Source organism: Streptomyces sp. NPDC057445 (assembly GCF_042802855.1).
In the GTDB taxonomy this organism is placed as follows: Bacteria; Actinomycetota; Actinomycetes; order Streptomycetales; family Streptomycetaceae; genus Streptomyces.
Genome location: NZ_JBHVDH010000002.1, coordinates 227,671 through 241,877, shown reverse-complemented (window position 1 = coordinate 241,877; position 14,207 = coordinate 227,671). Strand labels below are relative to the sequence as shown.

Below are 14,207 nucleotides of genomic sequence, written 5' to 3'. Positions count from 1 at the left end.
GACGTGGGTCTCGTCATTCGATATGGCGGCGTACCGTGGGCATACCGCGTCACGCGAGGGAGAGGGAAGACAGCCATGTCGAAGGAATCCGCCGTCTACACCCACGGGCACCACGAGTCCGTGCTGCGCTCGCACCGCCGACGGACCGCCGCCAACTCCGCGGCGTATCTCCTTCCCCAACTGCGGCCGGGCATGGACGTACTGGACGTCGGCTGCGGGCCCGGCACGATCACGGCCGATCTGGCCGCGCTGGTGGCGCCCGGTGCGGTCACGGCGGTGGACACCGCCGAGGACGTCCTCGGAGAGGCCCGCGCCGTGACGGCGGGGCGCGGCCGGGACAACGTCCGCTTCGCGGTCGCCGATGTCCACCAACTGGACTTCGCCGACGGCTCCTTCGACGTCGTCCATGCCCATCAGGTGCTACAGCACGTCGGAGAGCCGGTGCAGGCACTGCGCGAGATGCGCCGGGTCTGCCGCGCCGGCGGTTTCGTCGCCGTCCGCGACAGCGACTACGGAGCCTTCACCTGGTACCCGGAAGTGCCGGCCCTGGAGGAGTGGCAGGAGCTGTACCGCCGGGTGGCCAGGGCGGCCGGCGGTGAACCCGACGCCGGCCGCAGGCTGTACTCCTGGGCGCGCGCCGCGGGCTTCACCGACATCACGGCGACCGCCTCGGCCTGGTGCTTCACCACGCCGGAGGAACGCGCCTGGTGGAGCGGTCTGTGGGCGGACCGGACGACGGTTTCCTCGTACGCGCGACTGGCCGTCGACGGCGGGCACGCGAGCGGCGAGGAACTGGCGCGCATCGCCGACGCCTGGCGGGAGTGGGGCCGCCAGGACGACGCCTCGTTCACGGTGCCGCACGGCGAACTGCTCTGCCGGGTCTAGCAGCCAGGCGGCAGCGGGGCACGAACCGATCTCGTGGTGCGGCATCGCCAACTACCCTCGCCCGTATGGAGATCCTCGGAACCACGCTGCGAATCTGCGTCGACGACCTCGAGGGCGCGACCACCTTCTACGAACGACTCACCGGCACCGCCGCGCTGCGCTTCGAGCGCGGCGGCGTGTCGGTGGCGGCGGTGAGCTGCTTCCTGCTGATGAGCGGCCCGGAGCCGGAGCTGGACGTACTCAGGAAGGTCACGGCGACCATCGCGGTCGACGACGTGGACGCGGCCCATGTCACGCTCACAGAGGTCGGCGCCAAGGTCCTCGCGGGCCCGGTGCCCACGCCGGTGGGGCGCAATCTCATCGCCGTGCACCCGGACGGGTCGGTCTTCGAGTACGTCGACCGGAAGGCCGTCGTCTGACTACTGCCTCACCTTCAACGGCACGATCATCCGGACCGGGACCGGCTCCTGGAATGCAGGGACGGATCGGACCGCCAGGAGCAGCGGGCCTCGCTGGAGTCGCCGTTTCAGGGGCACGGCATGCGCCATGGGACGCTCACGCCGTCGACGACCGACCGCGCCCTCGCCGGCCGGGGAGTGGACGGCGCGGTGGTCCGCGGTCCGACGCAGGCATGGCCGTCAAGGGACCGAGCAGGCCCGGCAGGCGGTCCTGGAGGCGACCGACGACCTGCTCGCCGAGAAGGGCTTCGCGGGCGTCACGATGGAGGGCATCGCGGCGAGAGCCGGTGTCGCCAAACAGACCGTCTACCGCTGGTGGAGCACCAAGACCGACGTCCTGGTGGACGCCTTCCTGCAGGACCTGGCCGAGGAGCTGACCGTGCCCGACCACGGCGACATCGCCCTCGATCTACGCGCCTACCTGCGTCAACTGGGCCATTTCCTCAGCCGGTCCCACCCCGGAGCCGTCTTCAAGGCCCTGATCGCACAGACGCAGCACGATCCGGTGTTCGCCGACGACTTCCGGGCCAGGTACCTCGACGAGCAGCGCCGCCGCGACCGCCTGCCACTGGAACGCGCCGCACGACGGGGCCAGCTTCCCACCGACCTCGACGTGGCGGCCGAGACCGACCAACTCGTGGGACCCCTCTACTACCGCGTCCTGGTGACGAACGAGCCGATCGGAGAGGACTTCACCGACCGACTTGTCGATGCCTTCCTCCGCCGCATGCGCTGACGACGCTCGCCGCCGCCCGTCTGGGCCTCCAGACCCTGCAAGTGGCCTTGATCAACCTGCTCAAGAAGGCAGGACGGTCTTCGGCCGTGATGCGTGAGCCACGAGGAACAGGGACAGTCCGCACATGGCGACCAGGATCCAGCCCGGACGGGAAGCGCGTGCGAGCCCCGTAGGGCCGGCGCCCGCGACCAGGCCGCCGGCAATGGCGATGCCGAGCGCGGAGCCGAACTGCCGTGCGGTGGACGTGATCGCTCCGGCCACGCCGGCACGGGCGGGAGGCAGTCCGCTCACCGCGGTGTTGGTGATCGGGGCGTTGGCGAAGCCGAACCCGATGCCGATGAGCAAGTAGGCCAGCAGGAGCAACAGCACGCTCGTGTGCTGGTCGAGCCCGACCAGACAGAGTCCGCCCACCGTGATGAAGCCGCCGGCCTGGACGAGCGGCAGCCCCGGTCCGACACGAGCGACCAGATGGCCCGACAAGGGCGCGCAGACGGTCGCTCCAACAGCCATGGGCAAGGTCGCCGCCCCGGCGGCCAGTGGCGTCCATCCCCGGGCCTGTTGCAGGTAGAGGGTGTTGAGCAGCAGCGTCACGTTCAGGGCGGCGAAGACCGCCACGGCGCCCAGGACCGCACTGCTGAAGACCGGGCGCCGGAAGAGTCGCAGGTCCATCAGCGGCTCGCGCCGGCGGGACTCGACCCGCACGAAGCCGACCGCCGCCACGGCAGCCGCCGCGTACGCGGCCAGCGCCGCGAGCGAGGTCCAACCGATCCGCGGCCCTTCGATGAGGACACCGACCAGGACGCCGATGACCACGGCCAGCAGGACCTGGCCCGGGATGTCGAGGCGCCGCGCGCGCTGTGCCCGGGACTCCGGCACGAACACCGCGCTGAGTACAAGGGCTGCCACGACGACCGGCGCATTGATCCAGAACAGCGACCGCCAACCGAAGCCCGCGATGAGAGCGCCGCCCGCGACAGGACCAGCGGCCATGCTGAGCCCGAAGACCGACGCCCAGACACCGATCGCCTGTGCCCGTTCCCTCGGATCGGGCATCGCGTTCACCACGATCGCGAGAGCCACGGGACTGAGCATGGAGGCGCCGATTCCCTGGACGGCGCGGGCCGCGATGAGCGCGCCCACCGAAGGTGCGACCGCGCAGACCAGCGAGGCCGCACCGAACACGACCAGCCCGCAGCGGAACACCCGTCGGCGTCCGAACCGATCCGCCAGCGCACCGGAGGAGATCAGCAGGCCGGCCAGGACGAGGGTGTACGCGTCCACGGTCCATTCGAGACTGCGGGTCCCGACATCCAGGTCGCGCCCGATCGCGGGCAGACCCACGTTGACGATGGTGGTGTCCAGGCCCACCAGGAACATGCTCAGGCAGCAGACGGCCAGCACCGTCCAGCGCCTGCGCGCGCTCATAACGGGCTGACCTGGGGATGTCGTCGCGGTCACGGCCACCTCTCACGTACGGGAGCATCTGCCCGGCAATGCTCGGCTCCGAGGACGACCGGCGCCCAACAAATTTGCGGATACTGCAAACTGGACTCCGTGGACGCGGAACTGGAGCAGATACTCGACGGCATCGGGCCCCGGTTGCGCACGCTGCGCCGGGACCGTGGACTCACGCTGGAGGCGCTTGCGGCTACGACCGGGATCTCGGTGAGCACGCTGTCCCGTCTTGAATCAGGCAAACGGCACCCGACCCTCGACCTGCTCATCCCGCTCGCGCGTGCGCACCGCGTCGCACTCGACCAACTGGTGGCCGCGCCGGCCAGCGGTGACCCTCGGGTGCATCTCACGCCCTTGCGCAAAGACCACGGCAGCGTCCTCGTGCCCCTGACGCAGTACCCGGGCCGGGTACAGGTGTTCAAGCAGGTGCTGGCTCCCCGCGAGACGAAACTGGTGACCCACGAGGGCTACGAGTGGCTCTACGTCCTCGCGGGCGAGCTGCGCCTCATCCTCGGAGAACGCGAATTCACACTCCGCCCCGGCGAAGTGGCCGAGTTCGACACCAGAGAACCGCACTGGTTCGGTCCGGCGAACACGAGACCCGTGGAGATCCTGCACCTGTTCGGACCACGAGGCGACCAAGCCGTCGTCCGCGCGAGAGCGTCTACGACCGGTCCCGCCCCGGCGGGCGCATCCTGAAGTCGTACCGGCCGGGCAGCGGGTCGTCGGTGAGCCGCGACCACAACTCGCCGAGGATCTCCGCCCCTTCGCGTAGGTCCGCCACGTCGAAGCCGTCGTCGAAGACGGCCCGTGCGGCGGCGCGGTCCCCCTCGGCGACGAGGAGCCGGGCCTCGAGCAGCCGGAAGCGGCCACGGCCGCGCAGGGACGGCCAGAGGCGGTCCTGAACGGCCCGGGCTGCCGCTGTGCGCCCGACGGCGAGCAGGGTCTCGATCGTTTCGCGGGCCAGCGCCGCCGTCGCGGCCGTCCACGCCTCACCGTCGTCGCGGCGCTCCGCGCACAGGTCGTCGAAGGCCTCCTCGTACCGCTCTGCGGCGCGCCGGGGATGCCCGCCCGCGCGATCGGCGAGAGCGAGGCAGCGGAGCAACGGCCAGCGAGAGGGCGCCAGTCGGAGACCGCGTTCCCAGCTCCGCACGGCCTGGGCGAAGTCGCCGGCGTGCCATTGGGCGACGCCGAGGTGGTACTCGGTGTGCGGATCGGCCGGCGCGGTCTCCAGCATGTCGCGCCAGTGCGGGGCGACGAGTGTGGGCCCGGGGGGAGTGACGCGGCGCGGCGCGGGCAGCACGCCGGTGCGCAGCAGCTCCAGCCAGGGCGCCTGCTCCTCGCCGAGCGTGGACTCCTCGAAAGGGGTGCCCGGCAGCTTGTGGCCCGCGCGCAGCACCTCGAGCGCACCCCAGCCCGATCCGGTCGCCAGCACCTCACCGGGTTCGGTGTCGGCGCAGCGCAGCCATGCCCGGTAGGCGGCGTCGACGTCCGCGCGCGGCAGAGCGGCCTCCAGGCGGTCCGCCGCCTCGGCGCGCGCCGCGGCCCAGTCGTCGCCGTGCACCAGCGCCGGGTCGGCGTCGAGCGGACCGTACGCCTCCAGCCAGCTGAAGTCCTCGCCCGCCTCCAGCCGCACATGCTCCAGCTGCGTGCGGGCGAGCCCGGCCTGGATCTCGGCGTACCCCGGCGTGCCCGGCTCGGTCAGCCACTCCTGCCAGCGTCGTCCACCACGGCCCGAGCCCCACAGGAACAGCTTCCGGCCCTGCAGACGGTCCGTGGAGGTCTGGACGAGCCCGCGGCCGTACACGTCGAGCGCGGCGATCCATTTACGGGCGTCCCGCGGTACCTCGTAGAAGTAGTCGGCCGGGTACGCGCTCCGCTCCGGGTAGGTGCGGTCCGTGCCTTCGTGTTCCGGCACGGGCACCTTCCGCAGGGTGCGTTCGTAGCCGAAGTGCCAGGCCTCGTCGGCCGGGACGAGGATCCTCTGCCGGAAGTTCTCCTCGACGGCGATGTTGGACCACCAGTAGACCGGCGCATGCCGTTCATGGGGGTTTCGTATCCGTACGCCGACATGGAGGAACTCGGATCCTTCGGGCAGCCAGAGGTCCACCTGGAACGGCAGGTCGCGCAGCCGCTCCCACTCCCAGAGCCTGAGCATTTCGCCGCCGTCGGGAGCCGGGACGACGACGGCGTGCAGCGGCGCGCAGGAGAGGGTCGTGTGGCCGGTGGCGCCGATGTTCCACTCGATGCCGCCGGAGAACCAGGCGCCGTTGAGGGCGAACCCGGCGGGCTGGAGGACGGGGTTGCGGTGGACGAGTTCACGGCCGGTGGGCTTGTGACGCAGGGAGTGGACACGGCCACCGAGACCGGGCAGCACGGTGACCCGTAGCCGGTCGTTCTCGATGACGATCGTGTCGAGGTCCGTCTCGGCGCGCTCGCGCCCGTATCCGTCGCGCAGTCTCGTCGGCAGGACCGTGCGCAGCGGCTCGTACCCGATCTGACGCACCATTTCGCGCGGCAGGTCCTCCCTGGCACGTTCGTCGAGTGCGTGCAGCTCGTCCAGTGCGTGCAGTGCGGGGAGCGGATTCTCCGGCCCCAAAGGGGCGGCGGGCAGGGTCAGTACGGCACGTCGCACGGTCGTGGCCAAGGCAAACCTCGTCTCGTTCGCGTCGTTCCCGTGGAATCGCCGGTACGGTTCGCCGGCCGCCGACGGCCCGTTGACCATGGAACACGGTGGAAGCCGCCCTGACCAGGGGCTCTGTGCGTCAGGCTTCGGTAAAGGCCGCGACTGTCCTCGTCGCGGGTACGGCCGCGGGCCTTCGGGGCACCGAGATCCGTCAGCCCGCGGCCGGTGGCGAGGCCCGGCCCTTCTCCTCCGGCCGAGCCGGCGCGGTCCGCGTTCCCTGGGTGCCGCAAGTCCGCGGGCGGGCCCAGGCGTCCGCGGGCGCGAGTCCGTCGACCGGCCCTGCTTGCGGTGCCGGTGCCGGCGCCGGCAGCCCGTGGCCCGTGGCCGTGCCACCGTGCCCGGATGCATCACACTGATGGCGGGTTTACGGTGAATTGGTCCGCGCTCGTGACCCATCGAGCCGCATTGCGGGCCTCAGCGCTTCCTCAACGGGAGCCGCGCCCTTTCATGACAGGCGCATCGGAAGTCCGGAACCAGCAGTCGTCGATCACGGAGTACCGCATGTCACGGCCGAAGCACGTCCGTAAGGGCATCCACACCGGCCGCTTTCCCAGCGGTCGCAGCCATGCCGTCCGCAACTACGCCGTCCGCATCGTGGCCGCGGTGGCCGTGGCCGCTCCGGTGGCGGTGGCCGGGCCCGCGGAGGCAGCGCCACCACCACCGCCGTGCCTGGCCTCTGACCTCGCGCTGTCCTGGGCCTCCGGCGGGACGGCCGTGCCCGGGGGCGGGACGCCCGGCACCGAGAAGACCGCCCTCGTCGCTCTGCGGAACCTCGCGCGTGTCACGTGCATGCTGGACGGATTCCCCAAAGTGACGCTCGTTCAGGGGGACAGGACGCAAACCCTTGCCAAGGCGCCGGTCGCCCACTCGGCCGTGACGGTCGAGCCCGGAACAGCGGCGCGGTTCACTCTCACGTTCAAGTCGGCGCGTGCGGGCGAGGAGGGTGCCATCGAGCCGGTCACCGCCGTCGTCACCCCGCCCAACAACACGGCGTCCAAGAACCTGCGCTGGCCGTGGGGCCAGGTCGCCGAGCAGGGATCGGGCACTCGGCTCGTCAACTTCGTGAGCCCTGCGCACAATTGAGTCCCCGCCGGGCGGGTGGATCCGGCCGCGGTCGGTCCTCCCTCTCGCTGCGTCGGCCTACGACCGGTCGACGGCCGCCATCTCGGTGGTCACCGCCCACCGCTCGTGGTCGCGCCATGCCCCGTCGATGAAGAGGAAGTCGGGTGAGAAGCCCTCGAGCCGGAAGCCGACGCGGCGGACGAGCGCGAGGGAAGCGGCGTTGCCGGGCTGGATGTTGGCCTCGAGGCGGTGCAGTCCCAGCGGGCCGAAGGCGTACTGCACGACGAGACGGAGCCCCTCGCTCATGAGGCCGCGCCCCGCGGCGTGGACGAAGGCGCCGTAGCCGAGGCTGCCGCAGAGGAAGGCGCCCATGACGATGTTGTTGACGTTGATGAACCCGGCGATCCGGCCGTCCTCGCGCCCGCAGATCAGGAATCCGGCTCTGGCCGGGTCGTCGAAGAGCCTGCGGGTGTAGATGCCGTACGCGGCGACCGTCTCGGGCGGGAAGAGCCAGGGCCGGTGCAGCTGCCGGCTCTCGCGGGCGAGCCGTGTGAACTCGTCGGCGTCTTCGGGGCGGAAGGGCCGTATGCCTACGCGTGGGCCCTCGGCGAGAAAGCCGGAGGCCGGGCTCTGACCGGCGTGGAGGGGATCGGCGGGCATGCCGCCAGGTTAGACCGCCGTCATCTGTTGCGGCGCCGGAGGAAGAGCGCACCGCAGAGTGCTCCCAGGATCGTCGTGGCCAGCAGTGCGAGATAGAGCGGCATGACCACCTCGGGGATCAGCAGCCTGACTCTCACCTTCCGGGTGTTCTGGAAGATGAAGATCAGCGTGAGGGCCAGAAGCACCAGGAACGTGATCCTGGCCGGTGTGAACCAGCCTCCGTGACCACCTCCGCCCGTGCCACCTGCCTGCCTGCCGCTCCTCGATGTGTTCTTGGGACTCATGGGACCAGGATGGACGGATCCTGGCCCCATGAGGTTCATGAGCGGGCCGTACGGGTGAGACCTCCCGGCCCGCGGAACGCCCTGCTCGGACGTCCGCGAGAAGTGCGCGGGTGGCTCGGCCGGCCGCCGATCGATCTTGTCAGACAAGTTTGACCCAGGACAGGGTGACATCTACGGGCGTAGACCCTCAAGGGCTTCTGGCGGTGAATTACGGTGGGCGGAATGATGAATCCGCAGTCGTACGAGTGAGCAGACAAGTGAGCCGGGGAGACGCAGTGGCAGTCAGCGGGCCGGCGAACGCACCGCAGCGCAGGCCGGTCGTGGTCCTGTACGAGCGGATCGCGGATGCCATCCACGAGGGCACCTATCCACCCGGCTCCACCCTTCCGTCCGAGCCCCGTCTCGCCGCCGAGCTCGGCGTCAGCCGGCCCGCCCTGCGCGAAGCCTTGCTGCTGCTCCAGGAGGACGGGCTGCTCACCGTGCGCCGGGGAGTGGGCAGGACCGTGAACGACCGGCCGCCGCGGCGCGGGTTCGAGCACATCCAGCCGCTGGAGGAGCAGCTCTCGGCAGGTGCGCCGCTGCGGGTGCGGGCGCTGCTGCGCGCCGTGGAGGAACCGACCGACTTCACCACCCAGCATCTGCTGGCGCCGGCGCGGGCCGAGCTCAGGTTCTGGGAGTCGCTGCTCTCGGGCGACGGTACGGCGGCCGCTCTCAGCCAGGAGTGGGCCGCACCCGACGACGTACTGGAGCGGGTGCACCCGGCGTTCGCGCAGGCACTCGGCGCGACCGGTGGTGCCGAGCGGATCTCGATGCTGGCGGTGCTCACCGGGGCCTCGCGGGGCGTGGCGCTGACCGCCCACTCAGGGGTGACCGCGACCGTGCTCGGACAGCGGCGCGGGGCCCAGCTGGACCGGCCGGCCGACACCCCCGCCGTGCTGATCACGCAGGTGGTGCGCGCCGGGGAGGTACCGGTCCTGGCGGCCAAGCACATGCTTCCGACGGGCGCCCCCGCGCTGCCCGTCCTGCAGTCGAACTAAGGTCTTTCGTTCGGATCGGGTGGATCAGGCCGGATCGGTGAGCGGGGTCCGGCGGCGTGCGTCGCAGGGGGGGGAGGAAGGAGCCCACGCGGTGGGGGCACCTCCCAGCGGTGGCCAGGGGACGTCGATGACCGACCACAACGCGGCGAGGTGCGGCGCCAGGACACGCGAGCCCGGCCAGATCCGAACGCGAGGGCCGGGCAGGCGGTGGTGAACGGACCTGCCCGGTCCGCGTACGTCGCCACGGCATCAGGCCACGGCACGCCCGGCTGCCGCGCACCTGTCCAGTGGGCCCGCAGGCCCCGCCATGGGCCCCCTCACAACGGCGTGCGCCCCGTCACGGCGGCCCGCGCCGCCTTGCCGTACACTCCCGCTGCATGCACTTGTCTGACAACTCCGCGGCTGCCTCCGCCACCGTCGCCGCCGCTGCCGCCGACTGGATCCGCCGGGCCCCCAAGGCGGTCCTCCACGACCATCTGGACGGCGGCCTGCGCCCCGCCACGATCATCGAGCTGGCCCGTGAGTGCGGCTACGGCGATCTGCCCACCGAGGATCCCGACGCGCTCGCCGTCTGGTTCCGCGACGCCGCGGACTCGGGCTCGCTGGAGCGCTACCTGGAGACCTTCGCCCACACCTGTGCGGTGATGCAGACCCGCGAGGCCCTCTTCCGGATCGCCGCCGAGTGCGCAGAGGACCTGGCGGCCGACGGAGTCGTGTACGCCGAGGTGCGCTACGCGCCGGAGCAGCATCAGGAGCGCGGGCTGAGCCTCGACGAGGTCGTCGACGCCGTCAACGAGGGCTTCCGTGAGGGCGAGCGCAGGTCGGGCGGCCGGATCACCGTCCGTGCGCTGCTGACGGGCATGCGGCACACCCGGCGCTCCCTGGAGATAGCCGAGCTCACGGTCGCCCACCGCGAGCGCGGGGTGGCGGGCTTCGACATCGCGGGCGGCGAGATCGGCAACCCGCCGGCCAACCACCTCCCGGCCTTCCAGCACCTGAAGCGGCACAACTGCCACTTCACCATCCACGCCGGCGAGGCCGTCGGCGCCGAGTCCATCCACGAGGCGGTCCAGGTCTGCGGCGCCGAGCGGATCGGACACGGTGTCCGCATCACCGACGACATCCAGGTCCACGACGACGGCACGGCCACGCTCGGTCACCTCGCCGCGTACATCCGTGACAACGCGATCGCGCTGGAGGTCTGCCCGACGTCGAACCTCCAGACGGGCGCGGCGAAGGACTACGCCACGCACCCGATCGACCTGCTGCGCCGCCTCGGGTTCCGGATCACCCTCAACACAGACAACCGGCTGGTGTCCGGCACGACCATGAGCCTGGAGTTCCAGCACATGGCGGATGCCTTCGGCTACGGCCCGGAGGTCTTCGAAGCGTTCACGGTCGCGGCCGTCGAGTCGGCGTTCCTGCCGCTGCCGGAGCGCCGCCGCATCATCGACGAGGTGATCCGGCCGGGGTACGCGGCGCTGTAGGCGCCGGGACCGTCACGGCGCGGCGAACGAGCCGGTCACACCGGACACCCTGTCGCCGGTGCGACCGGTTCAGACGCGGGGCTCGACGCCGTCGCGGCCGTCAGGCACGGGTCAGGTTCGACACCGTCGCGGCCGGGGTCAGACACGGGCAGGTTCGACGCCGTCGGCCAGGTCAGGCCCGCGGCAGGCCGGGTTACGCGGCCCAGTAGGCGCCGGGACCGTCACGGCGCGGCGATCGAGCCGGTCACACCGGACGCCCTGTCGCCGGTGCGACCGGTTCGCACGCGGGACTCGGACGCCGTCTCGGCCGTCAGGCACGGGTCAGGTTCGACACCCTCGCGGCCGGGTCAGCACGCACAGGTTCGACGCCGTCGCGGCCGGATCAGCACGCACAGACCGTCGGCCAGGTCAGGCGTGGGCAGGACAGGACCGGCCGCGTGCGGCCCCGCCGCCCGAGCGCGGCCGGATGCGCCAGTCCCGACGGCACCGTCGGCGCTGGTCACTGCAGTGCCGGCACGTCGAGCGTCAGCGCCGCCTCGTCAGCCGCGTCCAGCACCGCCGGAATCCCCAGCGGAATCGTGAGGGCCGTCGCGCTGTGCCCGAAGCCGAGCTCCTCGACCACGGGAACCCCGAGGACGCCCAGCCGGTCCAGGAGCAGCGCGCGGACCTCCTCGTAGGGCCCGCACTCCTCCCATGAACCGAGGGCGATCCCCGCGACCCCCGCCAGCCACCCGGAGCGCAGCAGCTGGGTGAGGATCCGGTCCAGCCGGTACGGCTCCTCGCCCACGTCCTCGACCAGCAGCAGCCCGCCCCTGGCCGAGGGCCGTGCGTGCGGGGTGCCCAGGTCGGCGGCGAGGAGGCTCACGCAGCCGCCCAGGGTGACGCCGCTCGCCCGGCCCGGCACCAGTGGCCGCGCCGTACCGAGGCCCAGCCTCCGGACCGACTCGGGCTCGAAGAGCGTGGCGCGCAGCGACTCCTGGGTGCGGGTGTCCTTGAGGAAGGTCGCCGTCGCCGCCATGGGGCCGTGGAGCGTCGACAGTCCGGTCCGTACCGCGAAGGCCTCGTGGAGCGCGGTCACATCGCTGTAGCCGATGAAGACCTTCGGCCCGGCCGCACGCATCGCCGCCCAGTCGACGAGGTCCACCATGCGCTGGGCACCGTAACCACCGCGGGCGCACATCACGGCGGAGACCGACGGGTCGCACCATGCCTCCTGGAGGTCGCGGGCACGTGCCGCGTCCTCGCCCCCGAGGTACCCGAAGCGCGGATGCTCGTCGAGGACATGCGGCATCACCACCGGCTCCAGCTCCCAGCCGCGCAAGATGTCCAGGCCGGCTTCGAGCCGCTCCGGCGGGACGGGGCCACTGGGCGCCACGACGGCGATCCTGGCGCCCGGCCGCAGCCGCGCGGGCCTGACGAGGGGCGCATTGGCCACGCTGCCGGGCCCCCGGTTCATTTCCTCAGCTCGATGACCGGGACATCGGCACGCGCGATGCCGAAGACCTGTGTGTACAAGGACAGTTCGGCCTCCAGGGCACGCACCAGGGTGTCCGCGCGGCGGAAGCCGTGGCTCTCACCCTCGAAGGCGATGTAGGCGTGCCCGATGCCTCGTCCGGCCATCCGGGCCAGGAACCTCTCGCTCTGCGCCGGCGGACAGATCGGATCGTCCAGGCCCTGGAGCAGCAGGAACGGGGCGGTGATCCGGTCCACGTGCTCGATGGGCGACCGCTCCCGGTAGCGGCCGGGCACCTCGGCGATCGGCCCGATCAGCGACTCCAGGTACCGGGACTCGAAGTCATGGGTCTCGTCCGTGGCCCAGCCCATCAGATCCAGGATGGGGTAGATGATCGTGCCGCACGCGTACACATCGGTGGTGGTGAGGGACGCCGCGGCGGTCCAGCCGCCCGCGCTGCCGCCGCGGACCGCGAGCCGGTCCGGGTCGGCCGTGCCCTCGGCCGCGAGCGCCTCGGCGACCGCCGCGCAGTCCTCCACGTCGACGACGCCCCACTGCTCGCGCAGCCGGTTGCGGTACTCCCGGCCGTAGCCGGTCGAACCCCCGTAGTTGACCTCGGCGACGCCGATGCCCCGGGAGGTGAAGTAGGCGATCTCCAGGTCGAGTACGAGCGGGACGTGCCCGGTGGGCCCGCCGTGCGCCCACACCACATAGGGCGGCAGCTCGTCGTCGGGCGCGATGCGGTCGGGGTTGTGGGGCGGATAGATGTGGGCGTGGATCTCGCGGTTGTCGGGTCCGGTGAAGGTGCGGATCTGTGGCTCGGGGTAGTAGGCGGGGTCCACCGGGTCGTCGTGGGCAGAGCCGATGACGCGGGTCCTGCCGGTGCAGGTGTCCAGCTCCACGACCTCGTACCCGCTGCGTGGGCTCGCCGCCACCCCGACGACCCGGGGGCCGTGCGCCGCGAGGGCCGGCGCCCACTCGGTCCATGGGCCCGCCGCGTCGACGAGCTCGCCGCTCTCCGGGTCGAGGATGCCGAGGCCGGTGGCGCCCCTGCCGTGGATGACGGCGATCAGGCCGCTCTCCAGCGGCTGGAACCAGCTGAGACCGATCTTCCACAGCGGCCCGCCGAACTCCTCCCCGTGCCCCGGACACAGAGCGGTCGCGGACGTCTCCCCGCCGTGGAGGCCTTCGGGCCGAATGCGGTGCAGTTCCCACCAGCCACCGCGGTCGGAGCTGTACACCAGTGAGCCGTCCACGCCCCAGTCGGCCTGGGCGACCGATTCGTCGGGGCCGCCCGCGACCAGCCGCACCGCGCCGAAGGGGCCGTCGTCGGTGATGTCGCCGACCATCACCTCGGTGCCGTCCCAGGGCATCCGGGGGTGGTCCCAGGCGAGCCATGCGGCACGCCTCCCGTCCGGCGACAGCCGGGGGCCGGTGACGAAGCGGTGGCGGTCGTCGGTCAGCTCGCGTACGGCGGAGCGGTCCTCTGCCGCCGAACCGTCGAGCGGCACCGCGGCGATCACCCGCCGCACGTCCGAGGGTGACTCTCCGGTGAACTCCTCCAGGACGCACCAGACTTCGCCCCGGTCCGGATCGATGAGGGGGTCCACCCAGCGTAGCCCGCCGCCTGTCCCGGACACGGGGGTGAGCGGCCGCGGCTCGCCCCCGGCGTCCGGCTCGTACGCGTACAGCCGCTGGTCGGGGTGGTGGACGAACACGACGAGCGGTCCGCCCTGCGCGCGCGGCACTCCGGCCCAGGGCCGGCCGCCGTACTCGATGACCCTGCTGCGCACGTTCCAGGGGGCGGGCAGCACCGACTCCTCGTCCCCGTCGCCGCGCAGCCGTATCAGGGCCCGCCGTCCGCCCTCCGCGGGACGCGGCGCGGTCCACCACACCTCGTCCCCGACCGTTCCCACGTACTCGGGGCGGCCGTCGTGCGCGGCGGCCAGGGTGGCATCGATCGGTGACGGCCAGGTCCCGTAGGCCCCCATGGGTACCATGCCC

The 14,207-nt window shown here is 71.9% G+C and carries 13 protein-coding genes; 7 read left to right on the top strand and 6 right to left on the bottom strand.

The genetic code is table 11. The features are described 5' to 3' along the window. Window positions 1–75: 75 nt before the first annotated feature. From ACFU5O_RS05935 to ACFU5O_RS05925, 3 genes are all read left to right on the top strand, one after another. On the top strand, window positions 76–885 hold the full coding sequence (locus ACFU5O_RS05935; protein WP_384236895.1) for a methyltransferase domain-containing protein: 810 nt from the start codon (window positions 76–78) through the stop codon (window positions 883–885). A 65-nt stretch (window positions 886–950) separates the two neighbouring features. Next, window positions 951–1,304, top strand: coding sequence for a VOC family protein (locus ACFU5O_RS05930; protein ID WP_384236892.1), 354 nt, complete (start codon window positions 951–953; stop codon window positions 1,302–1,304). A 127-nt stretch (window positions 1,305–1,431) separates the two neighbouring features. After that, the gene (locus ACFU5O_RS05925; RefSeq protein ID WP_384236889.1) at window positions 1,432–2,079 is read left to right on the top strand and encodes a TetR/AcrR family transcriptional regulator; all 648 of its coding nucleotides are present in this window, start codon (window positions 1,432–1,434) and stop codon (window positions 2,077–2,079) included. A 60-nt stretch (window positions 2,080–2,139) separates the two neighbouring features. On the opposite strand, the gene ACFU5O_RS05920 is transcribed toward ACFU5O_RS05925, so the two are convergent. Beyond that, a complete protein-coding gene (locus tag ACFU5O_RS05920; protein WP_384236886.1) occupies window positions 2,140–3,504 on the bottom strand; it encodes an MFS transporter in 1,365 nt (454 codons plus the stop codon). Between the two features lie 129 nt (window positions 3,505–3,633). Between ACFU5O_RS05920 and ACFU5O_RS05915 the strand changes: the two genes are divergently transcribed. Then, window positions 3,634–4,233, top strand: a complete 600-nt coding sequence (locus tag ACFU5O_RS05915; RefSeq protein WP_384236883.1) for a helix-turn-helix domain-containing protein — start codon at window positions 3,634–3,636, stop codon at window positions 4,231–4,233. Here ACFU5O_RS05915 and ACFU5O_RS05910 read toward each other — a convergent pair. After that, window positions 4,199–6,181, bottom strand: a complete 1,983-nt coding sequence (locus ACFU5O_RS05910) for a DUF5107 domain-containing protein (protein ID WP_384236880.1) — start codon at window positions 6,179–6,181, stop codon at window positions 4,199–4,201. The two genes, ACFU5O_RS05915 and ACFU5O_RS05910, sit on opposite strands and share 35 nt — an antisense overlap. Before the next feature lie 540 nt (window positions 6,182–6,721). Between ACFU5O_RS05910 and ACFU5O_RS05905 the strand changes: the two genes are divergently transcribed. Beyond that, window positions 6,722–7,303 (top strand): DUF4232 domain-containing protein, encoded by a 582-nt coding sequence (locus tag ACFU5O_RS05905; protein ID WP_384236878.1) that lies wholly within the window; start codon window positions 6,722–6,724, stop codon window positions 7,301–7,303. Window positions 7,304–7,360: 57 nt separating this feature from the next. Here ACFU5O_RS05905 and ACFU5O_RS05900 read toward each other — a convergent pair whose 3' ends face one another. Beyond that, window positions 7,361–7,942, bottom strand: a complete 582-nt coding sequence (locus ACFU5O_RS05900; RefSeq protein ID WP_384236875.1) for a GNAT family N-acetyltransferase — start codon at window positions 7,940–7,942, stop codon at window positions 7,361–7,363. 20 nt (window positions 7,943–7,962) lie between these two features. Continuing rightward, window positions 7,963–8,226 carry a DUF1049 domain-containing protein gene (locus ACFU5O_RS05895; protein ID WP_384236874.1) on the bottom strand — a complete coding sequence of 88 codons (264 nt, stop codon included), beginning with the start codon at window positions 8,224–8,226 and terminating at the stop codon, window positions 7,963–7,965. A 275-nt stretch (window positions 8,227–8,501) separates the two neighbouring features. Here ACFU5O_RS05895 and ACFU5O_RS05890 point away from each other — a divergent pair, with 275 nt between their 5' ends. After that, on the top strand, window positions 8,502–9,263 hold the full coding sequence (locus ACFU5O_RS05890; protein WP_384236872.1) for a GntR family transcriptional regulator: 762 nt from the start codon (window positions 8,502–8,504) through the stop codon (window positions 9,261–9,263). A gap of 377 nt (window positions 9,264–9,640) precedes the next feature. Next, complete coding sequence (locus ACFU5O_RS05885; protein ID WP_384236869.1) at window positions 9,641–10,750, top strand: adenosine deaminase; 1,110 nt, start codon at window positions 9,641–9,643, stop codon at window positions 10,748–10,750. Between the two features lie 499 nt (window positions 10,751–11,249). Here ACFU5O_RS05885 and ACFU5O_RS05880 read toward each other — a convergent pair whose 3' ends face one another. Both ACFU5O_RS05880 and ACFU5O_RS05875 read right to left on the bottom strand, forming a co-directional pair. After that, window positions 11,250–12,206, bottom strand: a complete 957-nt coding sequence (locus ACFU5O_RS05880) for an LD-carboxypeptidase (protein ID WP_384236867.1) — start codon at window positions 12,204–12,206, stop codon at window positions 11,250–11,252. Further along, window positions 12,203–14,203 (bottom strand): prolyl oligopeptidase family serine peptidase, encoded by a 2,001-nt coding sequence (locus ACFU5O_RS05875; protein ID WP_384236865.1) that lies wholly within the window; start codon window positions 14,201–14,203, stop codon window positions 12,203–12,205. The genes ACFU5O_RS05880 and ACFU5O_RS05875 overlap by 4 nt, the downstream gene beginning before the upstream one ends. Window positions 14,204–14,207: the final 4 nt, after the last annotated feature.